This is a genomic window from Bremerella cremea (assembly GCF_003335505.1).
Classification (GTDB): domain Bacteria; phylum Planctomycetota; class Planctomycetia; order Pirellulales; family Pirellulaceae; genus Bremerella; species Bremerella cremea_A.
This window is the reverse complement of record NZ_QPEX01000010.1, coordinates 154895-178058: the sequence shown is the minus strand read 5'-3', so window position 1 is coordinate 178058 and position 23164 is coordinate 154895. Positions and strand designations below refer to the sequence as shown.

The following is a 23164-nucleotide window of genomic DNA, read 5'->3' as shown; positions in this document are numbered from 1 at the left end:
TTGCCGTCACTGACAGCACGCAATTCGGTCAATCTAGGCTGAAGCAAAGAAAGGAGGCATCGGTTTGGTTGGGCCGTAATGGCCAAACCAACTAGGGAATCTGTAGCGACGTCAGCGGACCGACCGCCGTGGTCGACGTCTGGCGAAGATCGTACTTTTGCAGCAATTGGCCAATATCGTCCAGGTTGACGCGGCGATACGCATCGACTGTTTCCTTCACGGTGCGCAAACTGCGACGCTGGGTCCAGCTCGAGCCGACCGAGAATAGCCGACTGGAAGGGCGTTCGCTGCGTAATACGACGTGGGAACAAGCTTTATTTTTGGCTAGTTCCAGTTCGTGGGCAGTCACGCCTTCGGCCATTAGTTTCTCGATCTCGTGCGAAACGACATCAAGCACTCGCTGCGTGTCTTGCGGGGCACAGCACAGGTAATTCATCATCACACCGCAGCCTTGAAACTCATACGATTCCATGGCCGCAAACTCGGCCAGGCCTGGATCGACAAGTTCCCAGAAGAAGCGACTACCGACGTCGTCTCCCATGATCGTACCCAACAAGCGAGCGGCGTGACGATCATCATCTTCCGAAGCAGGCGACTCGGCCAGTTGTATCACGTACTCTTGAATCGAGTTCTCTTTGGTGAAGAACTGAAAATTACTTTGCCCCCGTGGTCGGGCCGTGTTGCGGGTAACTTCGTATTTTTGCCAGCTACCACAAAGCTGATTGGCTTGTTCGACCAGGGCATCGAAGTCGACATTGCCGGTGGCTACTAGGGCAATGTTGCTAGGACTGTAATGCTGCTCGAAGTAGGCCATCATTTGGTCGCGCGTTAGTGCGCCAACCGACTCTTGCGTGCCGAGTACGCTGTTGCCCAGCGGATGCTCGCCGAAATAGGCCGCCATGCTCTTTTCGTGACCACCGTAAGGAGGCTGGTCGTCGTACTTCATGATCTCTTCGAGGATCACTTTTTTCTCGGTGTCGAAATCCTCTTGCCGCAGCGTAGGCCGCATGATATCGGCCAACAGATCGACGACCTGGTTTTGCAGTTCTGGCAGCACAACCGCGTAGTAGACCGTTTTTTCTTCGCTGGTGAACGCATTGGACTGCGCGCCGAGTTCGTCTAACTGGCGGTTGACATCTTCAGCCGAACGGCGGGCCGTCCCTTTGAAGACCATGTGTTCCAGGAAGTGGCTCACCCCGGCAACTTCGGCCGTTTCGTCGCGCGAACCGGTCTTCACAAAGAAGGCCGTCGCCAAGGAATAGGCGTTAGGATTGACTTCCGCGACAATATCCAAGCCGTTATCAAGCGTCGCTTGACGAAATTCCACGCGGAACCTCCAATTTCTTTGCACCGATGGTCGTAACTCGATAGTGACTGGGGGGGCTTTTCTGCAGATAAGCGTTGATCGTATCGACAGTAATTTCATCGACCGTCTTGGCAAGTTCGTCCATCGTACGAATGCGTCCTAAGTGGTACCAATCGCCCGCCATGGACGAAGCCCGCGAAGAACTCGATTCTTGTTGCATGACGATGCCGCTTTTGAACCGCGCCTTGAGCCGTGTGAGCTCGTCTTGCTGAACTCCCTGCGGTAGCTCGTTGAATTGTTCGAGCATGACATCAAGCGTTTCTTGAGCACGCTCGGTGCTGGTCCCAGCGTAGGCAAGTACCGAGCCCTGGGTTCGCAGCGAATGGCAAGAAGCATACACCGTGTAGCACAGCCCTCGCTTTTCGCGGACTTCGCTAAACAAACGCGAACTCATGCCATCGCTCATGATGCCGATGGCGGCCCGCGCCTGGTAAAAATCAGGATCGGAAACCGGCACGCTGTCGAAACCGAGGGCGACGTGCGTTTGGCTTGAATCGAACGGAATGTGAACGTAATCAGGCAGCTTCGAGCCCAGATAGCTCTTCTGGCCTGGCTTTGCTTTCCAGCCGCCGTACAACGCTTCGACGTGGTCGCGCAACTGATTCCAATCGAAGTTGCCAGCGACCGAAATGATCGTTTCGTCTGGGCGCATCCAGTTATCGTAAAACTGATGGGCCATCTCGGGCGTTAACGCTTCGACGGTCGCCGGAGAGCCTGTCGGATGCCAGCCCCAAGGATCTGGGTATATTTGCCGACGTAGCGTGATCATTGTTTGCTGATGGAGGTCGTCTTCCAGGGCGCGAAGCTCTTGAAAACAAACCTGCTTGGCGTCGTCGAACTCGTCGGCCAGAAAGTGGGGCCGTTGAACGAGATCGGCATAGATTCCCAGCGTAGGGCCCAGGTGTTCGGCCAGCAGGGCACCACTAAACGTAATGTGACTGGAAGAAACGCCCCCGCCGCGAGCCACCCCTAAATTATCAAGGGCCTCGACGAATTGGCGACTATCATACGGGCCGCAGCCTCGCTGGACCCAGTCGCAGAGGAGGTTGGCGACGCCACGATTCGACTCTTCTTCGCGCTGAACGCCAGCCGGAATGACGACCGCAAAGGCCGCCGATTGCAGCCAAGGCATCGACTCCGCAAGGAGGGTCAATCCGTTGTCAAAGCTCTCGGAGTGGATTGTCGAACGCACGTTCTTGCCGTCGCTTCCCGTCGCAAACAAAGGATAAATGGTTGTACCGTAGCGTTGGTTCAACCCGAAGTTAACGCAAGCTTGTTCCGCTTTGTTAATTCACGCGGAGGTGAACTCTAGCCCAGATTAAAACGGGAGAAAGATTTCCCTACAAGCCCCAGTCCTGGCCAGCTTAGGCTTGAGTCGTTGTCTGCACGGCTCCCATCTCGACCGCCTTGTAGACGGTTGAGGCGATCCGGAAGCCGAGCCGCTCGTACAAGCGAATCGCTCCGATATTTTGCGAGGTCACCTCTAACGAGGCCCGTGGGAGCCCATTCTCTTGGAATCCGTGCAATGCTTTCAATAGCAGCAGCGAGCCAATGCCAACGCCTCGGAAGCCTGGGACGACGCCCAAGTTCTGAATCGAGCCGTTCCCGTCTCGGTCCCGAACTCCTTGAATGGTAGCCACCGCCTGCCAAGTGCCGGTGACTTGCTCTTCGTGTTCAATCAACCAGGTTGCGGCGGGAATAAATCCGTCTCGCATCGAAATTTCTCGCATCAGCCGAAAACAACCTTCGGCATCTCCCAGGCAGGGAAAGACATTCGCGTCGACCTCGAAGCGGAAACTTTGGTATTTCACTTCCGCATGCCGCTTCAAGATTTCTGCATTCCAAGGACGAAAGCGAAACCCAGCAGGCAGGGGGGGCACCTCGGGTAAGGTGCTCAGAGGAATCTCCATGCGGAATCGTTTAAAGTAGGTCAACGCCACCGGTCGTCATCCCAGAAAGGCAAGCGCGAGCATCATCGCTATCATGCTTCAGTGTAGCTCTTTACGACAAATAATGCGACTCAATTCTTGCCGTATCTTGTGGCTCGTATCGACCGATCAAGGCTCAGGAAGTCGCTTTAACTGGCTCGGTTTGCGAGAAAACCTGCGCTGCGTTATCTCTTTCCCAATCATTCCGATCGTAACTAATAACCGAGGTGTCAGTTTCCTGGACATCTAGTCGCACAAGCTCGAACCCCATTTGGGTGATCTCGGTAAAAAGCTGGTGGGCCAGGTTCTCGACCGAAGTCGGCCCTTGAAACTCGCGGAGTTTCAGGTCTTCGCCGTGAACCTCCATGTGGTTCTTGAGTGTGGCATAAAGCGGATCGCTGACGTTGATCAGCATTCCATGGTCGTAATATTCTTTGAGGAAAGGCCCAATTTTGTCGTCGAAATCAGAAAACAAGGTCGAATACGAGCCGGTCCGCTGTACCTGGAAGTGACAGACGATCCCATACCGATGGCCATGCAGATTCCGGCACTTGTCCTGCAGCTCTTCATTGCGATGGGCCGCGTAAAACTTGTACTGTTTCTGAATGATCATCCTGAACTCCGGCTGCAGTAACGTGGTCTCTTAACTGGCTGCTAAGCACGATTGTTTCCCTTCGACGGCGAAAGTACAAGCAAGCCACCCAAAACAATCTCGCACCCAAAAAATCGACCGTAGTCGTTGCCAGTCGTTAACTTCGGATACCACCATCGTTGACAATCGCCCAGTGCTACCCCTAATATACGAAGCAATCCCGTCCCCGTAGCTCAACTGGATAGAGCGTTGGCCTCCGAAGCCAGAGGTTGCTGGTTCGACCCCAGCCGGGGACGCTGAAGGAAAGTCGTTTGCCAGTAATGGTTTACGGCTTTTTTTGTGCGCTGGCGTGACCGCCTGGATGACCCACTAAAACCCGTAGAATGGTCTAATTTAGGCTGGGTTTGTGCACACCATGTGCGCAAGATTTCTAGGCAGTTCCTTTTCGGGCTTCCTCGATGCTGATAACGTCCCGCTTCTCGGGGGTGGTTACCGTGGCGAAGGGCAGGGCGCCGACTGCAGTACGCTTCGATTCGCTGCGAGCCCGGTTGTAGACCTTCATGGTCATATCGAGCGTGGAGTGTCCGAGGATCTCTTGCACTGCCTTTGGGGTTCCCCCTGACTCAAGGGCCAGCGTTGCGAACGAAACTCGCATACCGTGTATATCCACTGCCGCGCCAGGGACCGCGTCGGCTATATCCGCTTTTTTGCAAACGGTATAGAACCGGTTGAGAAGATTGTTCTTCATCGGCGTGTTGGCCCGGGTCGCAAAGACGTGATCCTTGCTGAAGTTCTCGTGTTGGCGGCGTGTTTGCTCTGGCCAGTAGCCGTCGACCGGATGTCGAAACGAGGCTTCCTGGTGCTTTTGGCAGATGATGGCCATGACTTCGTCACACAATGGAACCTCACGTTCCTTGCCCGTCTTCCAGGTTCTCCAAGGGAGATAAGCCGGCGATCGGATTGAAACCGATTCGCCCCCACTTCACCCCTTTGTTGAGCATCGATCGCAAGGTGGAGACGTTGCTGTTAATGGTCCGCACGCTCACATTCTGCTGAGACTTCGGCGTCTTCTTCTGGCTGCTCGCCAGTCACGGAAACCAAACACGAAATCGTGAATAATAGCCCGGATTCTCTTGACCGGTCGGTAGGTCTCGAAGTAACCCAGCGTCCGCTTGTAGTCGTCGTCCATGGTTTTTTCCTGGCGAGCCCATCGCAGGAATTCGGCTTTCAGGTCGTCCCATGGGTAATCGTTATCGATGATGCCGGCGCCGGCCTTGTCGGCTCGTGCGCGAAGATCGTTTAACATCTCGCAAGCGGCTTTGAAGTTCGTCGAAAGCTTCTTTCGAATCAAGCGGCCATTCGTACGAAAACGGGCATAGTAGGCCGTTCCGCGCTGGTGCATTCCGGCAGGCAGTTTTCGGGGGCGTCCCATTGTGTCGTGTCCTGCATCTTTTAAGCCTGCCATCCTGGCGAAACAATGCTCGGCATCATACCGGACAATTTAATACATTACACTGAGTTACACTCGATCACGTGATTGCCCACGGTACCGGTCCTGTCGCATCCCACACTGTCGTCGCATCCGTGTTTCGATTAACGATCTTTCCCTGATAACCGAGCGAGGCAAGAATTGCTTGCTGCAAAACCGTTTGAGCCAATTTCCAAATGTCCATGATTTCTTCGCTCGATCTTTCACGCGAAAATAGGGCAAGGCTCCTACTTGGTTCGGCATGAACTAGAATGTTGCGAATGCTGACCATCGCTGCCGGGATATCGGCAGCGTATGTTGGGTCCGAATTTTTCTTTTCCTGTGCGAAGTTCGCGATTGCATCAAACTTACTCGGAATATCTATGCCGATATTCCAACTGGTCAGCAATTCCCGAATCTTGTCCGCAGCAGGAATGTCTTTGAACCTCGATTTTGAGTGACGATTTTGCACCTCAATAAGCTCGTGCCAGGACAGGCACTCCAGGGCTGCTTGTTGGAGTATCAGAGAACCCTCGACGCCACCAGCGCACAAGCTGCTTTCAACCGACCAGTGCTGGGCAGTGAGAAGTGCTTGATATCTTCCTTCGTCGGAGCGAGTTGCGTGAATCATCGGAGCAAGCTGCGAGAGCGCGTCTCTGATATCTTCGTAAAACCAAGACACTGAATCCCCGTAGTGGCTTACCTTTGTGTTTCGATAGGCGATGTCAACTAACTGGTCGTTCTCATCAAAACACCAAGGGCCTACTAGCCCAACCCAGCGTCCCTTCATGAAGCTTAGCGACCGGAAGATGGTGTCCAGAATATCAGTAACGTCACTTCCTAATTGGTCGGGCATTAATTCGACCAAATGGGTGAACCGATATGCAGCATTGTCCTTATCCTTAGACTTGTTCTTCAGGGAAGGGATTTGGTCAATTGTTATCGAACAATCCGCTACTCTAGCCCTGACTCTCCCAGCCGTGGAGACGTCACCGAAGTCGATAGGATCTCCATGGAACCGTGGTCCGTTGATCACCAGCAGTCGCATTCTTGATGAAGATAGCGGAACCGATTCACCGCTAACGGTTCCGGAAATTGTGGTACCTACGCGTAAAGGCGTGACTTCTATTGTCTTTGAATTGGGGCACAAAAGTTCCAGGTCTGTGTTATCCCATGGCGAATCCCTGTGAAGATCTAATAATCCATAAGGCGATTGAGGTGAGAACTCGAACCGGGTTTTGGGACGGGGAAAGAAGTCCAAGGTAATGGTCACTTCCCCTTCGCGCCCACCGTAGTTCGCCGGACCGGCGTACAGCACGGATGAGTCAGTTTGAGCAAAAATATCAATCGGTGCGACGATCGCTTTGGGGCACTCGAATTTTTCTGCAGCCATGATATGAGCCTTGTGGTTATTTGGTTTCATCAGCGCCCAGCCAATGCGGGGCGCTCTGATTGTCGCTTCGGTTAGTTTAGACTCACCGCCCGCCCCATACGAAGCAATTTCTCTTCCTAGATGGTCGGGGAGATGAAATGGAACGCTGCGCCGATCATGGCCTCAAGGGTTCCGCCCTCGCCCTGCAACCAGACGGCTTTAATGCTAGGTACCGAAGACGAATGCAACTCCGCTTTGATGCCGACACTTATCGAAAACGAAGCGAAGTCGAAACGGCAATGAGCATGATCAAACGTCGCCAAGGCAACGTCTTCCGAGGCAAAACTGACCCAAGCCGCCACAAAGAATCACACCTGATGTTGCTGACGCACAATGTTATGATTCTCTGGTGAACTTGAGTTTTCTACAGAGCCTCCCCGTCCCCTTTTATTCCCGCTACCCGATCCAGAGGTACGCCGAATGTCAACAGAATCCGATTTTTACTGCGACCCTAACAAAACCATTTGGGAACCGCTCCCGCGCAGCCAATGTCCCAAACTTGCATCGGCCGTGGCGATGTTCGCAGGCTTCTTGATGGTTGGTCTGCTCTTCGGCGGGCTGTTTTTGTCGATAGTCCTCTGCGCGATGGTGCTGGACCGCCCAGCCCCCTTGTTCAAAGATCCGGTTTGGTGGGTCATGGCCCCCATGATGACCTTGGGGCCGCCGATTCTCTTGGAGTGGTACTTGAGGAACCGACACCGCGGCAAGCGACTGTCGATTGATCAAGACGAGGTTTGTTTCGGTAGCTCCAGCGTCAGACTGACCGATTTAAAGAGTATTTCAAAGGGACAGTTTCAAGGTTTCATGGAACGCAACTTTTCGACCTTAGAAAAGGCGGCCGTCATCGCTTCAAACCCGTTAACGGCCTCGCATACAATCAAAGGGGCCCAAGCTGGCAGACAGAAACTACGAGACTACAGCCTGACCCTGACCAAACAGGACGGCAAGCAGATCCACTGGATCGGCGTACTGGCCTACTTCAAGGAAGAAGACATCAAAGCCTTCTTTCAAACGCTGGTGGAGCGAAAGCCTGATCTCGAACTGCAGGCAAAACCAAGCGACGCTTGATGACCTCAGTCTCCATTTCTTTCCGACGGCTGTCCTCAGCTTGTTGCGGGTGAGACGGCCAAAGGCCTAGTGAAAGCCTTGTCCATTGAACCCGCTCGCGAGATCGAACCGCTAGGATCGACCTCCCTATGCAGGCTTTGCCCTATGAGATAAACAGGACATCGAGTTTTACGTTTACAGGCTAAAAATCGTCGCCACACACGGCTCAATGCATTGTTCTGCGGCGATTCCTATTATTTTTGTCTCGGAAGTGATACGCGTACCCCCAGAAATAGAAATGAGTTGCAGAATTCACTTTGAAAGTCGAATCCAACCTGGTTGTATCTAGCTTGGTTACTGCCTTGCCTGGAAGTAGCGATCAGGATCGGAGCGGCTACTTGCTCTTTCTGGCTTGTTCGATTCCGCGGTTGCTGCTGATCAGAAAAGAGAGCAGCTCCTGGACTTCTGGGCAGGGGTGGTTTTGCAAGCGAGCCGTGATTTCTTGGCGCGAGAGGGCTTCGCGAAAGATGACTCGATAGGCGCTCTTGAGTTCCGAAATCGTGAATTGCGAAAAGCCACGTCTGGCTAGACCGATCTTGTTCAAGCCTACGATGCCTCCGCTACGTCCATCCACGAGTACGAAGGGGACTATATCGCGCGAGACATAGGCCGTTGCGCCGACCATGGCCAGGCGGCCAATTCGGCAGTGTTGGTGGATGGTAGCTCCGAGGCCAAGAACCACTTCATCTTCGATCGTAACGTGTCCGCACAGCGAGGCCTTATTGGTCAGCGTTACTTTGTTTCCGACGCGAGAGTCATGTCCGATCTGGACGTTCGGCATGATGTAGTTGGTATTACCAATGCAAGTAACGCCATCTTCGTCTGTGCCAACTTGGATGGTAGCGAACTCTCGAATCACATTTCTATCGCCAATGCATAATCTGCCCGGCAATGCAATTCGCCCCGAAATCAACGGAGGACCGCCTAGAACGCAATATTCAGCAATCTGGTTCCCGCTTCCCAGTTGGGTACCCGATTTGATGACCGTCCCGACACCAATCACGTTGTTCTCGCCTAAACTCACCTCTGGTTCAAGTTTCACGCCATCAGCCAGCTGCGTGCCTGCGCCAATAACGACTCCCGACTCAATGCGACATCCTTCGCCGATGACTACGTCGTCTGCAATCTGAGCATAGGGGCTAATCAAGGTAGTTTCGGAAAAGGGCATCTCGTGTTGTCCGGATCAAAAAGCTATAAGAGTTATGCATCTTCCTCTTATCCCTTAAAGTGTTTATAAACGTCAACCTGAGTTTAAGCCGGCAAGGTATTCGGTGGGTGCGAGGTCAAAGGCAGAGAAAGCATGGATAGCGAAAGCGTGCTAGCGGAAACTGGTCGCCCCACGGGGATGGTTTTCGCCCATCCGGCTCACGAATGGTTTGCTTTTGCGGCTCTGCTGCGGCTTCAACCGAATTTGTACTACCTTTCGCCTGGCATCTATGCTACGGAGGGATTTGAAAACGCATTTCGGGAAAAGCTGGCGGCAATTGGCTTTCAAGGGACTGTTACCTTTGGGGCCATTTCGGAATCAGAAATCTATGAACGTTATCTTGCCCACGATAACGACTGGTTCGTGACACAGCGCAATGCGATTGCCGCTTGGCTAAAGCAGTTTCAACCTGGCCTCGTGTGTACGGACCCTTTCGAGTGGTACAACTCGGCTCACGATCTTGTGCCTCTGCTGGTGGCCTCAGCGGTGCAGTGTCAGTCTTCCCAAACGCAACGCATTTCGTTAGCAGAGCATGGCCTTGGACTTCAAACGATCGCCTGGCAGCAGCGTAAAACCGACGATTGGCCGTCTGTGCAACTCACCGCTGACGAGGTCGATTGTAAGCGTCAGTTTCTTAGGGACATGCAAGGTTTTGTCAGCGGCATTCTCCAAGGTGTTAACGATGAACTGCAAGATGTCACGAAAGACTGGCGCGAGAGAGAATTTTATACCGAATATTATCGCTGGGCTCCTGCAACACGAGTCTTTACGGTCCCACCCGACGTAGGTGGTTGGCCGACATACGATCAGCGTGGGTATTGGCGAGTGGCGTCTGGCAGGGCGCAGCAAGCAATCACATTTCAGGAGCATTTTGTTCCCCTCGCTGAAAAACTGCTAAGGCAAAGTTCCATGCCAGCAATCGGTTGAGTTAGGATTGCTGTGGGCGTGAAGGTGAGAATGAACGGACTCAAAGTACTCATTACTAATATTCGAATGAGTAGGCGGTCGGGGACGGAAATGTACGTCCACGATCTGGCGCGCGCGTTAATCCGCAGGGGCCACTCTCCGGTTGTGTATAGTCCCGATCAAGGTCCGCTAGCGAAAGAGCTGGCTGAGAATTCTGTTCCCATAGTGGCCCGGCTCGATAAGATTCGTGAAACGCCGGACATCATTCACGGCCATCACACGCTTCAAACGTTAGCGGCCATGCTCCATTTTCCCACGACGCCAGGCGTTTTTCTTTGCCACGATTTTGAAGCCTGGCACGATACGCCTCCGAAACTGCCCCGGATTGGACGTTACGTGGCAGTCGATCAAACTTGCGCAGAGCGATTGGTTTTGGCGGAAGGAGTTGATCGTAGTCAAGTCAACATTTTGACGAACCCGGTCGACCTGCAGCTTTTTCAGAGCCGCCCTCGTTTGCCTGAAAAGCCGCGAAAAGCGATCATTTTTAGTAGCTATGGCAATCACGAATCAATCCAACCTATCCAACATGCGTGCGATCAGCTAGGAATCGAATTAGATGCCGTTGGCGAACGTTTGGGGTCTGTATGTCATGAACCGCAAAAGCTACTACCGGAATACGACCTGGTTTTTGCCAAAGGTCGGTGTGCCCGAGAAGCGATGGCCGTAGGATGCGCCGTGATTTACTGTGATGTATTTGGAATGAGTTATCTCGTTACCTCGGACAACGTCGCCCACATGAACCAATGGGGCCGGCGTGCCCTTTCGTTTACTGTCACTGAAGAACGTTTGGTTCAAGAAATCGAACGCTATGACGCCGAGGATGCCGCGAAGGTCTCTTCCTATATCCGAACGTACAACAACACCGATGTCATTTACGATCAGTTGCTGCAGATTTACGAAGAAGTCATTCAGCAACACCGCACAAGCGATCGTAACGACTACCACGAAGAACTTCGTGCCGTGGCGAAAATGACAGAGTGGTGGAACGTGATGCACCACGTCGCCCAGACTCCGCCAGCAAACGCAACTTCTCCCTCCATTCAGAATGCCAAGTTGTGGTTGGCCAGTAAGTTCACTTGGTTGCAACGCAAGGGAAACAACTCGGACATTGCCAAAGCGGCCTAATTTTTCGCGGCTTATGAACGCGCTGCAGATTTCTTTGAGTGAGCGACAAAAAAAGAAGTGCGGTGAATGCTGACTAGGCGTTTTTTGCGATCGGGTATCTGTCGGCAGGGGGCTACTTCGATTCAATCCGATAGAGGGCTTTTTCGGTTCGCAAAAGAATGGCGTTGCCGGTGATTCCAAAGCTGGCCAGGCTACGCTCTTGCAGGTCGTTCTGAGCGACTTCTTCGAATGGTTCGCCAGACTTGAAGACCGTCGTAAGCCCTTTTTCATCCAACAGGTAGACCAATCCGTTGGCATACAACGGCGAGGCTGAAAAATTTCCGCCGATGCGTTCTTTCCAGCGAAGTTCGCCCATTTGGCCGTCGAGGCAAGAGAGGACGCCGTTATCCGAGATCATATAAACGGCGTCGTCAACTGCCAGCAGCGAAGGGTTATAGGGAACACCCTTGTCAACGGTGAAAACGACATGCGTGTCGGTCAGGTCGCCTTGTCCGTTAGGGCGAATAGCGATCATCGTCGCACGGTCGTAGCCAGTGCAGATATAGAGCAGACCGTGGGCATAAACCGGGCGAGGTACCACGGAGTAGCCTTTGCCGTAGCGAACCCGCCAGATTTCTTTGCCGCTCGCAGGCTCAAGAGCCATGACCACACCGCTGCCTGGCGAGATGAGTTGCTGCTGACCATCCACTTCGATCACAAGCGGCGTACAGAACGAGAAACGTTTGCTTAGATCAGCGATACCCCGCTCGGTCTCCCAGGCGATCTTGCCACTGGCCTTATCAAGGGCAACCACTTCCTGCTTGTCGCTGCCGTCGATGCTGAAGATTAGTTTGTCACCCACGATCACCGGAGACCCGCCGTTGCCGTGGGTGGGTTTGTATGGCAACGCTTGCGTTGCCCATACCTGAGAGCCATCGCTGGTGTTTAAACAAGCGGTCCCTAGATGCCCAAAGTGGACATACACCTTGTCGTCTTCGACAATCGGCGTTGGGCTGGCATGGCTATTCTTCGGATGGATTCGCGGCGCCGTCTGGCCATTCTCTGGAAAGACTTCGACGTTCCACAAAATCTCGCCTGAGTTCACGTCGAGACAGAGTGCCCGCAGTGATTGATCTGGCTTGGCGTCATCGCTCAAGGGAACGGCGGTGGTAAGGTAGACGCGTCCGCCCACGATCACCGGCGAAGACCAACCAACCCCAGGAATTTCGGTCCGCCAGGTAATGTTCTTTTCCGAGTCCCACTCTGTCGGCAAAACGGCTTGATCCGCATGTCCTTGACCCGTCGGGCCGCGAAACTCGGGCCAATCTCCCTCACGTGCCGGACTTTGTCCGAATGCCACTTCAGTGGAACAGGTCAAAGCAACGGACAAAACGAACAGACCCACGCTGAAAAGTCGCGACATAGATGCGGAATCCTGGCGAGGTAGAACGGAGCCAATGGAAAAGTAAGTAGCCGTTGGCCGAAATGGAGAACGATTGCGAGCGGCGCGAAAGTCAATCGTCGTATGAACGTCGACCAGAAGCAAGAGTTATTGTTTATCCAATCGCATAATGCCCCAGAGACTACGATTCGTGTGACAAGGATCAGAATCAAAACGGTACTGGCGTTGATCTCCACTTACGCCAGATTTTTTAGCGGTTCGGTACTATCGCCGAACGCTTCGATTTCGACGCCCATTCGGTCGAGCATCGCGTGATAGAGATTGCAGAGCGGAACCTGGCCTTCGGCGGCCAGGTGACGGCCGGTGTTCAGCGTGCGGCAACCGCGGCCCCCTAGCAAAATTGGCAGGTTGTCTGGATCGTGGCGGTTGCCGTCCGACATGCTGGAACCGAACAAGATCATGCAGTTGTCAAGCAGGGTTCCGTCTCCTTCTTTCACGGCTTGCAGCTTGCCCAGCATCTGGGCGAACTGCTCAACGTGCCAGCGATTGATGCGTTGGTACTGCTCGATTTTTTCCTGCTTGTTTTCGTGGTGCGACATCTCGTGGTGACCACCTCGGACACCGTCGAGGAACGAGAAGTTACGGCCAGACACGTCGTTGGCGAACATCAGTGAGGCCACCCGCGTCGAATCGGTTTGGAAGGACAACACGACCAAGTCGAGCATGATGCCGATATGCTCGCGGAAGTCACCGGGGATGCCTGGCTTGGCGATTGCCAACGCGTGCTCGTCGATCTCTGGCTGCCAGTCTCGCTGCCCCTTGGTGGCGAATTCGATGCGTTTCTCCACGGCGCGGACCGAATCGAGGTACTCGTCCATCTTGAACTGGTCGTCACGCCCCAAGCGAGGCCGCAAACGCCGGGCATCTTCCAGCACGAAGTCGAGCAAGTTCTGGTACGATTCCGCTTTTTCGGATGCAGAAGAAAGGGCTTTGCCGAACAAGCGTTCGTAGACCAAGCGCGGATTAATTTCTTTGGCAACGGGGCGCGTGGGGGATTGCCACGAAATGTGCGAGCCATACAAGCGAGTGTAACCGACGTTGCTATCGATGCCGCTGATCACCGGCTCGGTGCCAAGTTCCAGCGAAGGCAACGGCGTGTTACCGCCGACATGCTGGGCCATCAGCTGGTCGACCGAAATCCCGCCACTGCTGATATCTTTACCGGTGGTCTTGGTGACCGGCATCCCGGTGAGGAAGTTGGCCGTCTTGGCGTAGTGCCCGTCGCCACCGTGGCTGTTCTTCTTGTCGAGTCCGGTCAGCACCAAGACCTCGCTTTTCAGATCGCCGAGCGGTTCCAAAGAAGGGGTCAACTGGTAATCGCTGCCGGTGGTTGCCGGGATCCAATCCTTTTCCCACACCCCATTGGGAAAATAAAGAAACGCCGAGCGAACCGGAGGCTTCCCCGTTTCCGCAGCGCGAGCAACCTGAGGGGCAAGTGATGCCATCCAAGGCAGGCTGAGCGTAACCCCACATCCTTGTAGAAAGCGGCGGCGAGAAACCATCGGGCTATTTGCTTTGCGATTAGCCATGAAACGAAGTCCTTCGAGCGAGAACGCTTGGGTTACTTGTCTGACTTGAAGTAGCGATGCTGGAACGGGTAGGAAAGGGCAATCTCTTCAATCAAAATCGCTGCCTTGAGATCTCTGGCTTGCAATTGCTTCAAGCAATGATCCACAACGCAGTTGTCGAACTTGTTCAGTTCGCGCCCCAGGGCAAAGCCGAGTAGCTTGCGGACGAAATGTTTTTGGAATTCAGCGCTGCGTTTCAGCAAGATGACTTTCAATTCTTCGGGCCCGCTGAAGGTGTCGCCCGAGGGTAGCTTACCGGCGGAATCGATCGGCTGACCATTGTCGCTTTCGCGCCAGCGACCAATGCCGTCGAAGTTCTCTAGCCCAAAGCCGAGTGGGTCCATTCGGTTGTGGCAACTGGCACACTCTGCCTTTTGCCGGTGAAGTTCTAATCGTTCGCGTAGTGTCTGGGCTTTCCCTGCGCCGTGCTCTTCTTCCAAGGCAGGCACATTCGGCGGAGGGGGAGGGACACGTGCCCCCAAAACCTCTTCCAAGATCCATCGTCCCCGCAGCACCGGACTGGTGCGGCGAGGATACGAGGCCGATGTCAGCACACTGGCCATCGTCAGCACACCACCACGCTGGCGACTATCGAGCTTGACTTGCTGCCACGACGTACCTTCCGGGAGGTCGAGACCATAATGCTTGGCTAGGTCTGTGTTGGCGTAAATGTAATCGGCGGCGATCAAATCGGTCAAAGGAGCATCTTCACGAAACACGCCTGCCACGGTGCGAATCGCTTCTTCCCGCATCGCCGAGGCCAGTTGATCGTTGAACTCGGGAAAGACTTCCGCATCCGGCTTCGGCCCGTTGCCAAACTCTTTCAGCCCCAACCACTGCAAGCCAAAATTCTCGCCTAACGCTTGTGCCTTGGGGTCGGCCAGCATGCGTTGGACTTCGCTGCGGAGGACATCTTCTTCGTACAAAGCCCCGCTATCGGCCAGTTGCAGCAGGCGATCGTCGGGGATAGAGGACCAAATGAACAGGGCGACTCGCGTAGCTAATTGATGCGGTGTAATCCGCTGCACGCCTCCAGCCTCTGGCTCCGACTCGACCACGAATAAAAAGTGGGGCGAAACGAGCACGGCTTTAAGAGGCTGCCGCAAAGCGGCGACAAACGAGCCGTTCTGAGCCAAGGTCGTATCGAACAGAACCAGCAACCGTGCGATTTCTTCCTCGCTTGCCGGACGTCGCCAGGCACGTTTGGCAAAAGCTTCGATATTGGCCCGTGCTGCTGCCCGCTCGTCGAGCTCCGAGGCAGGATCGAGTGACTTGGGAAGCCTGCCCAAAAGTTGCTGGCGGTAGGCCACTGCGGTGGCGGACGCTTCAACTTGTTGATCGGGCAGAGCTTCCTCGATCAAACGATCGGCAGCCATTAAATAGGCTTCTAGATGAATTGGCGAAGTAAAGAGCGAATCGCCGACCGTGTCGAAACCTTCGCCGCCTGCTCCGTCGGAAGGAGGCAACTCGCCGGGCTGCAGTTCGATGCCGACCAAGTCGCGGATCGCGTTGCGGTATTCGGTGCGTGTCAAACGTCGACTCATGACGTGGCCACGATACCAGCTTTGCGTTTCGTCAGAAGCCAATTGCCTACACAGATCTTGGCCTGGCCGCGAATCTAGCCAGTGGTAAAAAGCCGCTTTCTGCGGGTCGTTTAAACCGGGGCTACCTTGCGGAGGCATCTCGTTTTGGCGAACGCGACGAGCGACGCGTTCCCAAATATCGCCAGCATCGGCGGCTGCTTCCCCGCTGGTGTATTTCGATAGATCGAACTCCCCGTCGGCATCGGCGCCGTTGTGACAATCGAGACAACGTGTTTGCACAATCGGCAAGATGTCACGCGTGTAATGTTCGCCCCATTTTTTCATTTCGGGTGAAAGATCGGCGGCGTCTGCGGTTGAGGAAATAAGGAGCCCCAAACCTAACCAGCCGACAAACAAACGACCGATCACGGTGGCAGAAAGGTGACGCATTCGCATGTGAAGACAGCGTAGCGAACTGGAGCGGTAACTTACAGTTACAAATCGCATCGTGAGTGGGCCTGGCGGGAAGGATGGAAGGCGGGGGGAGCAACTAATACTACTCGAAACGCCCGACCTGGACCAGTCGAATGGGATTGATTCCTGGCTGGCCCATGCAGGGGGCCGTTAAACGTGTTTAAAGGGTGACCCTTCCCACAATTAAGAGACCAAAGGTCAGCCACGAATACCGTTGGAAAAGATTTGACCTAAGGCTTGCCTTTTTAGGGGGAAATAGATATCAACTGCTTAGCTAGTAGATGGCGAGATACGAGGACGCTGGAATTTTGACGAAATCGATGGCAATTCCAAGAATTGCACCGTAATGAAGGCCGCTTTTAAACGGATTGAAGAGCAACTGGGAAAGCGAATCGATCATGGCATCAAAAGCGGTCTTCAAAAAAAGAGGCGTGCGAGGCGTATTACCTCGCACGCCTTTTTCTCGTTTGGCTTAAAAAAAACGGTGGGGCTAATCCCAGTTGTCTTTGGTCAACTCGTCGCCGGGCTCGATCTGGGTCGGATCGATAACAACGTGTTTGATTCGCTGGCGTTTCCAGGTGTAAGTGATATGCACCAAGCCATCTTCGGTTTGAATGATAGCCGGGTAACTAAACTCGCCCCCTTCTTCTCGTTCTAAAACAGCCACCTTACGCCAGTTAAGACCATCGTCGGAAATGGCCAAGTTCAACAGGCCACGACGCCCCCAACCTGTTTTGCCGCTGCCCAGATGGTTGTAGATCATCAGCTGGCGGCCATCGCTTAAGGTAACGGCATCGATTCCCGAGTTCGGGTTGGGCAGGTTAATCGGTTCCAGCTTCGACCAAGTGTCTCCTTGGTCTTGCGAGAAGCTGCTCACAATCACGCTCTCTTGGGTGCGGCAGAGGACTTGTAAGTGTCCACCTTGGTGCTGGAGGATGGTGGGCTGAATTGCGTGATATTCTTCCTTGGTGTTGATGGGGCCAATGCGTTGCCAAACGCCGCTGGGCTGGCCATTTTCCAGAACGGTTTTCTCGAAATGAATTCGCCAGCCGTCGTCCTCGGTGGAAGAACCGCACAGCAGCGTCTTGCCATCGGCAAGCAAAATTGGCTTACAACGAACCGGGCCATCGATTCCTTCCGGCAAACGTTTTCGCTCGCGGAACGTCTTGCCGCCGTCGTAGCTGACCATCATTTCGCCCCACCACGAATGCGGTTTGGGGCCCACTTTAAAGAACAGCAGCAGCGGTCCATCCCCCGGCGATTGGTAGAGGACTGGGTTCCAGCAAGGATAACGCAGCCCGTTATGCTGAATACCATTGGCAACTTCCTGAGGGGCCGACCAACGACTGCCGTCGTGGTAGCTCACCCAAATGCCAACGTCCTCTTTCCCTTCTTTCGTCCCGCCAAACCAAGACGCGACCAAGCCACGATTGGTTTCGCAAATCGTCGAGGCATGGCACTCCGGGAAGCTCGCCTTGGTGTAAATAAACTCTTCGCTCACAAAGCCAGGAAACTTGGGCTTGGCAGGCTCTTGGGCAGGGGCAGCCGCGAGTTGCTCTTCCGTGAACGTGAGACAATCGTCGTGGGCCGCATAGTAAAGGCGACCATTCTCGGCACCGACTAACAGATCGGGCTTGCCATCTTTATCGAAATCACACGCGGCCGGGCTAGAAGTGTGCCCTGCGACGTTTCGCTTGGCTAGATTGCCGATGCGTTTCAAAACAATCTTCCCGTCTCGGTCTTCGCAGTTGCGATACCAAGTGGCGTTCTCTGAATTCACCAGCAAATCGAGACGCCCGTCGGCATCCCAGTCGACGACTTCCAACTTAACGCGTCCCGAACCGCCGCACGACTTGGCATTCAGTTGCAGCGGTTGATTGTTCTCGTCAACAAACAATCGCTCAGCCGGACCTGCTGCTGGGCGAAAGGTCAGATAGCCTTCTTGGTCTAACATCACCAAATCGAGCATGCCATCGCCGCTGAAATCGACCACAACCGGCGTGGTCCTCCACTGGGTGATCGACGATTCCGATTGGGTTTTCCACCAGTACCATTTCGGCGGCGCTTCGCTTAAACCGGTGGGCAGGGGAACATCGATCAGGTTGCCTTGATCGTTTCGCAAGAGACCCACCTGGGCGAGGATCGAGTTGTAGATGATATCGGGATCGGAATCGCCATCCCAATCGGCGACACTTAACGTGGTGTAGCCCCACTTCGCTTCCGCAGGCCCTTGGATCGATCCGCTCGGCCCTGCCAAAATACGAAACGGAGTAGGTTCTTCGGTTCCCTTCGTGGCGGTCAAAAGCTGTGGGGCGTTCCATTTAGGCAGCCCGTTGTCGGCCATGCCCAGGTTCTCGAAAAAGCCAATGTAACCGGCCGTGTTCCCGCAAAGAATATCTTGGTCGCCGTCTCCATCCCAGTCGTAAGCGTAAGGGGTAGCCAGGGCGCCGAACTTAAGGGTGTCGGCTTCCTGCTGGAAATACTTCGGCGCCAAAAATACCGGTTGCTGATCACGTAGCTCGCCGGTGTTCTCGATCAAGGCAACGCGGCCATCTTCATCACCCACAATTAAATCAAAGTCACCATCTCTGTCCCAATCGAAAGCTGTGGGGGTGATCATCTGCAAGTCCATCACCAGCGGCTGATCGTCGGCATCGTTCAGCTTGCGACCAGCGGCATAGATGGGCTTTTCGCGGGTACCGATGTTTTGGAAATAGGTGAAACCATCGAGGAACTCACCGCACAACAAATCGAGATCGCCGTCGCTATCGAAGTCGACGAAATTTGGTGAAGGCCAACCATACACGTCAATATCGCCGCCGCCAGCTTGTAGCTTTTCTGGTGAGTCCGAGTACTTTGGCTCGCTGTTGGTTCCTGCATTGCGAATCCAATAAACGTAGCCGTGCAGTCGCCCGTTTCTCCAGCGTCCGAAGTTATCGAACGCATTGTCCCAGGCATAGTCGGTCCAGTCGCCTACGCCCACTACGATATCTTGGTTGCCGTCCCCGTCGTAGTCGACGTACCGCCACATATTGGCCCGCACGCGGTTCTCGTGAATATTGTTCTTGGGGTAAATCCGCTGCGCGTGGTCGAGATCGAACTTGCCACTTGCTGCATCGCGAGGATACTCCCAGCATTCGTGCAAGATGCGTGGCTTACCGTCGACATAGCTTACCTGCACATTGTGCGACGTTTTCCCCAGTTTCACTGCCGGCTTGAAAACAGGCATCTTTTGGGAAGGATCTTGCGTGGTATTCTCGAAATAATAAACCCCGTTCGAAGGTTTATCGGGGCAAGAGACCAACAGGTCCATGTCGCCATCGCCGTCGTAGTCCATCGGCAACGGCCAAGCCCAGAGGCCAACACCCAGGTCGACCGCCAGGCCAGGATTGTTGTACGGTAGTTCTTTCAGTTTCCACTCGTCTTGAGCGAAGAGAGGCGTTGCCAGCAGAAGCAGCAACCACGTGGTACAGGTTCGGTAAAGGGTCATGAAATCACTCAGGGGGAAGGAGGGTCAGTGGGATTAGTCTCTGGTGTGATGGGAGTGTGCCTGCGATCGCCGGTCAGCCCCGAGAAAAGAATGCCGGTCAACACGATGGCAAGCGTGCCCAAGACGGTCGTCATGAGGCTATTGAGCGGATTACGGAACCAAGTGGGCAGTCCTTCAAGCGAAGGCGAAAAGGTAAGCCAAGCGATAAGGACGATTCCTACCACCACGCTTACCAAGGCGGAAAGGGTACCGGCCCGTTTGCTGAAGAAGCCCAGCAGAAACAGCCCCAGCATGGCCCCGGTGATGACGCCTGACATTTCCCACCAGGCATCCATCACGCTCTTCACGTCAATCATGGCAATCGCCAGACCGGTTCCTGCAGCACCCCAAATCACCGTGCTTAGGTAAAGGACGAGCATCGATTGTTTTTCGGTGGGGTGCGGATGGATCAGCCGCTGATAAATATCACTCAAGGTCAACGCGGCCGAGCTATTGAGGCTGCTACTGATCGTGCTCATGGCGGCAGCCAAGATGGCCGCGACCATCACCCCGCGCACGCCGGTGGGGAAGGTATTCATGATGAAGTAGGGGAAGATGTTGTCACCTTTCCCCTCTTTCCAAGCAGTCATCAGGTCGCTCGGCAACAAGTCGGGCTGGGCCGTGTAGTAACAGTACAGGCCGGTCCCAATGAAGAAGAAGCCAGCGCTGACCGGTAGATATAACAAGCTCCCAAACCAAACCGACTTCTTCGCTTCAGCCTCAGTCGTCGCCGAAAGATAACGCTGGGTGTAGCTTTGATTGATGGCGACGTTTTGTAGATTGGTCACCAGCGCATAAAGCATCACTACCCAGACGGTTGAATCGGTCCAGTCCAACGGGTTCCAACTGCCGAGGCTGAACTTATCGTTCTGCACGGCGATCTCAAACATCTGGCCGGGACCTTCTGGCATGGCGAACGGCAACCACACAACGCTTAGTACCGCACCAACAATCAAAACCAGCGATTGCAAGGCATCGGTCAGTACCACACCTTCCAGCCCGCCGATGCATGTGTACAGCGTGGTGAGCCCGCCGATGATGATAATCATCGTGACCATGTCCCAGGCCAGCAATTGCTGCATCACTAAGGCAATCAAGTACATCACCGAGCCAACCCGGGCGACTTGCAGCAGCATGAAGCCGATCGACATGAAAATCCGCGCCCAGCTACCAAAGCGGGCTTCCATGTGTTCGTAAGCGGAGACTTGCCCCAGTTTGCGATAGAACGGCACAAACAAGTTGGCCCCGATCCAAGCTGCAAAGGGGAGCGAGAGCGAGAAGACGAAGAAGTTCCAGTTACCTACGACCGCTTTGCCTGGTAAGGCCAAAAAACTGATGCTGCTGACGTAGGTACCAAAGATCGACAAACCGACGATCCAACCACCGATCTTCCCCCGCGCGACCATAAACGAGTCGGCGTCGCGGCTATCTTTCATGCACCAGAAACCTAGTCCTAAGGTTCCGGCCATGTAAACAACGATGATGATATAGTCGAGTGTCGACATTAGGCTCCGCCGATCCTATTGCTGTCTGCACAGAGAAGCTAAGCTTGCTCAGACGTTTTTCTCATGGGTGTCAGGGCTGCTGTTGGTCGTCCCTGGTTGATGGGTCGCGTAGTCTTCAATCGTGGTGTCTATCTCAAACTTCGGACGCTGGCAGCAGAAAGCGGTTCTGCTCGGTAAATGATTTCAGCCACCGGTCGACGTGGGCCCGTTCAGGGGCTTTGAAAACGTCGAAAGGGGCCGCTAACAAGCCAGAGCAAATGCCGCTTAGTTCCAGCGCACACTTCAAACCTTTCAGGTAAGACGACCCATACTTGCCGAAGCCGTACAGGGTTTGCAGTTCCACCACAACCGGTTGCAGACGCTCGATCGTGGCTTGGTCGCTTTCTTTGGCTGCGGTGTAGAGCTCGGTAAACAAGCGTGGGAAAAGGTTGGCTCCACCGGTTACACCGCCAGCGCCGCCCAGCTTCATCGCTTCGACTAGCAATGCCTCTGGCCCCATCAGCACCGGCCAATCGGGCCTCTGCTGCGCAATTTGCAAGGCCTGGGCGAAGTAGTCGAGATCGCCTGAACTGTCTTTGAGCCCGACAATATTTTCATGCTGCAGCAGCACGGTCAGCGTTTCTGGTTCGATCGAGATATTGACGCAGCTAGGCATGTTGTACAGCAGCAGCGGCAACGGTAACGCTTCGGCCAGTTCCAGGAACCAGTGCTGCAGTTCTGTTTGCCCGGCTGGAAAATAAAACGGTGGGGCGGCAACCACGGCTGCGGCGTCATGTTCCAGCGCGAACTGAGCCAGGTGAATCGCATCGACGAGCGAGGTATCGGTAATGCCGACAAAAATGGGGACTTTGTCTTCCACTTGTTGGGCGGTCTCGCTGATCATTGCTCGGCGAAGATGCTCGCTCAAACTGGGGCCTTCGCCTGTGGTGCCGAGCACAAACAGCCCGTCAACTTGCCCGGCCAGTTGCTGCGCGATCAAACGGGTCAGACCTGGTTTGTCTAACAGATCGCGATCGGCCAGTGGGGTTACCAGGGGGGGGATGATGCCTTGAATCTTCATGGAAGTTCAATCGCTGAGGATAGTGAAGGAGGAGGGGGGAGTTGGAAGGCTAATTCGTCAGAGGAAAAATGGGACGCTCCGTTCCCGACATTTGACTGAGGGTGATTTGGCGGCTGTTGCGAATGTGCGTCACCATCGCCTTGCTAGCCGCTTCGGCATCGCGGAGCTTCAAGCCATCGAGAATCAACGTATGATCTTCAATCGTCATCTCTAAAATATCGGCGTCGTACGTATGCCGCGCGATGCCGATAATCTCGGTTAATAGGTGCAAATCACCAACGGCTTTGAGCATCCGCCGATTGTCGACCGATTCGAGGATGGTCAGATGAAACCGCAGGTCCGCCTGATCGAACGGGCTGGCGTTTTGTGTGCCGGTGGTCTCGCCTGAGGTGACCTGCTTCAAGATCGTTTGCATGGCGTCGATGGTGGCTTGCATCGTTTTAAGCTGCCGCACGCCAATCAGCTGCGAGGCCTTCGCGACGGCGAACGGTTCAATCGCTTCCCGTAGCTCGAACACCTCCAAAGCGTCCGAGCGGGTTGGCTGTTTGACGATGGCCCCGGACTGAGGCACTAGCTCAACCAAGCCTTCGCTGGCCAGCCGACCAATCGCTTCGCGCACTGGCGTGGCGCTCATGCCAATCTCGGTCCCAAGGGGGCCATAACGAACCCGCGTACCAGGGAGAAGCTCTCGGTTGAGAAGTTTCTGGCGAAGGAACTCGTATGCAATGTCCGATTGATTTTTGCTCATGCTATTGAGTTTATTGAAAATCTATAGACTTTCAAGCTGCAAAAAAGATCCCCACAATTTTTCTTTCTAACTCACTAGAAACGAAACAGTGTGGGGATAGGAAGCGGGGAAGTGAAAACGAGGAT

At 54.4% G+C, this 23164-nt stretch carries 20 protein-coding genes and 1 tRNA gene; 5 read left to right on the top strand and 16 right to left on the bottom strand.

The genetic code is table 11. The annotated features are described in order from the left end of the window. Positions 1-91 precede the first annotated feature (91 nt). From DTL42_RS02095 to DTL42_RS02080, 4 genes are all read right to left on the bottom strand, one after another. Positions 92-1327, bottom strand: a complete 1236-nt coding sequence (locus tag DTL42_RS02095) for a M16 family metallopeptidase (RefSeq protein ID WP_114367039.1) — start codon at positions 1325-1327, stop codon at positions 92-94. Beyond that, the gene (locus DTL42_RS02090; RefSeq protein ID WP_234824042.1) at positions 1302-2621 is read right to left on the bottom strand and encodes a M16 family metallopeptidase; all 1320 of its coding nucleotides are present in this window, start codon (positions 2619-2621) and stop codon (positions 1302-1304) included. The genes DTL42_RS02095 and DTL42_RS02090 overlap by 26 nt, the downstream gene beginning before the upstream one ends. A gap of 109 nt (positions 2622-2730) precedes the next feature. After that, entirely contained in the window at positions 2731-3276 is a 546-nt protein-coding gene (locus DTL42_RS02085; protein WP_234824041.1) for a GNAT family N-acetyltransferase, read from the bottom strand. Positions 3277-3430: 154 nt separating this feature from the next. Further along, positions 3431-3907: a 6-pyruvoyl trahydropterin synthase family protein gene (locus DTL42_RS02080; RefSeq protein WP_114367037.1), complete on the bottom strand. Its 477-nt coding sequence runs from the start codon at positions 3905-3907 to the stop codon at positions 3431-3433. A gap of 201 nt (positions 3908-4108) precedes the next feature. Here DTL42_RS02080 and DTL42_RS02075 point away from each other — a divergent pair. After that, positions 4109-4182: transfer RNA gene (locus tag DTL42_RS02075), tRNA-Arg, on the top strand. A gap of 134 nt (positions 4183-4316) precedes the next feature. Here DTL42_RS02075 and DTL42_RS02070 read toward each other — a convergent pair. The 4 genes from DTL42_RS02070 to DTL42_RS02060 form a co-directional block, all read right to left on the bottom strand. Then, entirely contained in the window at positions 4317-4784 is a 468-nt protein-coding gene (locus DTL42_RS02070) for a tyrosine-type recombinase/integrase (protein ID WP_158545194.1), read from the bottom strand. Between the two features lie 7 nt (positions 4785-4791). Then, the gene (locus DTL42_RS26920) at positions 4792-4926 is read right to left on the bottom strand and encodes a hypothetical protein (protein WP_261341589.1); all 135 of its coding nucleotides are present in this window, start codon (positions 4924-4926) and stop codon (positions 4792-4794) included. A 2-nt stretch (positions 4927-4928) separates the two neighbouring features. Beyond that, positions 4929-5318: a hypothetical protein gene (locus DTL42_RS02065; RefSeq protein WP_114367035.1), complete on the bottom strand. Its 390-nt coding sequence runs from the start codon at positions 5316-5318 to the stop codon at positions 4929-4931. A gap of 97 nt (positions 5319-5415) precedes the next feature. Further along, positions 5416-6747, bottom strand: a complete 1332-nt coding sequence (locus DTL42_RS02060) for a hypothetical protein (RefSeq protein WP_114367034.1) — start codon at positions 6745-6747, stop codon at positions 5416-5418. 137 nt (positions 6748-6884) lie between these two features. On the opposite strand from DTL42_RS02060, the gene DTL42_RS25940 reads away from it, so the two are divergent. Both DTL42_RS25940 and DTL42_RS02055 read left to right on the top strand, forming a co-directional pair. Continuing rightward, complete coding sequence (locus DTL42_RS25940) at positions 6885-7139, top strand: hypothetical protein (protein ID WP_147274132.1); 255 nt, start codon at positions 6885-6887, stop codon at positions 7137-7139. Positions 7140-7206: 67 nt separating this feature from the next. After that, positions 7207-7854, top strand: a complete 648-nt coding sequence (locus DTL42_RS02055) for a hypothetical protein (protein WP_114367033.1) — start codon at positions 7207-7209, stop codon at positions 7852-7854. Between the two features lie 373 nt (positions 7855-8227). On the opposite strand, the gene lpxA is transcribed toward DTL42_RS02055, so the two are convergent. After that, on the bottom strand, positions 8228-9061 hold the full coding sequence (lpxA, locus tag DTL42_RS02050; RefSeq protein WP_114367964.1) for an acyl-ACP--UDP-N-acetylglucosamine O-acyltransferase: 834 nt from the start codon (positions 9059-9061) through the stop codon (positions 8228-8230). A 132-nt stretch (positions 9062-9193) separates the two neighbouring features. Here lpxA and DTL42_RS02045 point away from each other — a divergent pair, with 132 nt between their 5' ends. After that, on the top strand, positions 9194-10027 hold the full coding sequence (locus tag DTL42_RS02045; protein WP_114367032.1) for a hypothetical protein: 834 nt from the start codon (positions 9194-9196) through the stop codon (positions 10025-10027). A 30-nt stretch (positions 10028-10057) separates the two neighbouring features. Then, entirely contained in the window at positions 10058-11191 is a 1134-nt protein-coding gene (locus DTL42_RS02040) for a glycosyltransferase (protein ID WP_114367031.1), read from the top strand. Between the two features lie 112 nt (positions 11192-11303). Here the strand turns inward: DTL42_RS02040 and DTL42_RS02035 are convergent, their stop codons facing one another. From DTL42_RS02035 to DTL42_RS02000, 7 genes are all read right to left on the bottom strand, one after another. Beyond that, positions 11304-12593, bottom strand: a complete 1290-nt coding sequence (locus tag DTL42_RS02035) for a PQQ-binding-like beta-propeller repeat protein (protein WP_114367030.1) — start codon at positions 12591-12593, stop codon at positions 11304-11306. Between the two features lie 215 nt (positions 12594-12808). Continuing rightward, positions 12809-14161, bottom strand: coding sequence for a DUF1552 domain-containing protein (locus DTL42_RS02030; RefSeq protein WP_234824040.1), 1353 nt, complete (start codon positions 14159-14161; stop codon positions 12809-12811). Positions 14162-14193: 32 nt separating this feature from the next. Beyond that, a complete protein-coding gene (locus tag DTL42_RS02025) occupies positions 14194-16179 on the bottom strand; it encodes a DUF1592 domain-containing protein (RefSeq protein WP_114367029.1) in 1986 nt (661 codons plus the stop codon). Positions 16180-16687: 508 nt separating this feature from the next. Continuing rightward, a complete protein-coding gene (locus tag DTL42_RS02015) occupies positions 16688-19687 on the bottom strand; it encodes an exo-alpha-sialidase (RefSeq protein WP_114367027.1) in 3000 nt (999 codons plus the stop codon). A gap of 8 nt (positions 19688-19695) precedes the next feature. Further along, positions 19696-21231 (bottom strand): sodium:solute symporter, encoded by a 1536-nt coding sequence (locus DTL42_RS02010; RefSeq protein WP_114367026.1) that lies wholly within the window; start codon positions 21229-21231, stop codon positions 19696-19698. Between the two features lie 133 nt (positions 21232-21364). Continuing rightward, entirely contained in the window at positions 21365-22291 is a 927-nt protein-coding gene (locus DTL42_RS02005) for a dihydrodipicolinate synthase family protein (RefSeq protein WP_114367025.1), read from the bottom strand. 49 nt (positions 22292-22340) lie between these two features. After that, positions 22341-23039 carry a GntR family transcriptional regulator gene (locus DTL42_RS02000; protein ID WP_114367024.1) on the bottom strand — a complete coding sequence of 233 codons (699 nt, stop codon included), beginning with the start codon at positions 23037-23039 and terminating at the stop codon, positions 22341-22343. Positions 23040-23164: the final 125 nt, after the last annotated feature.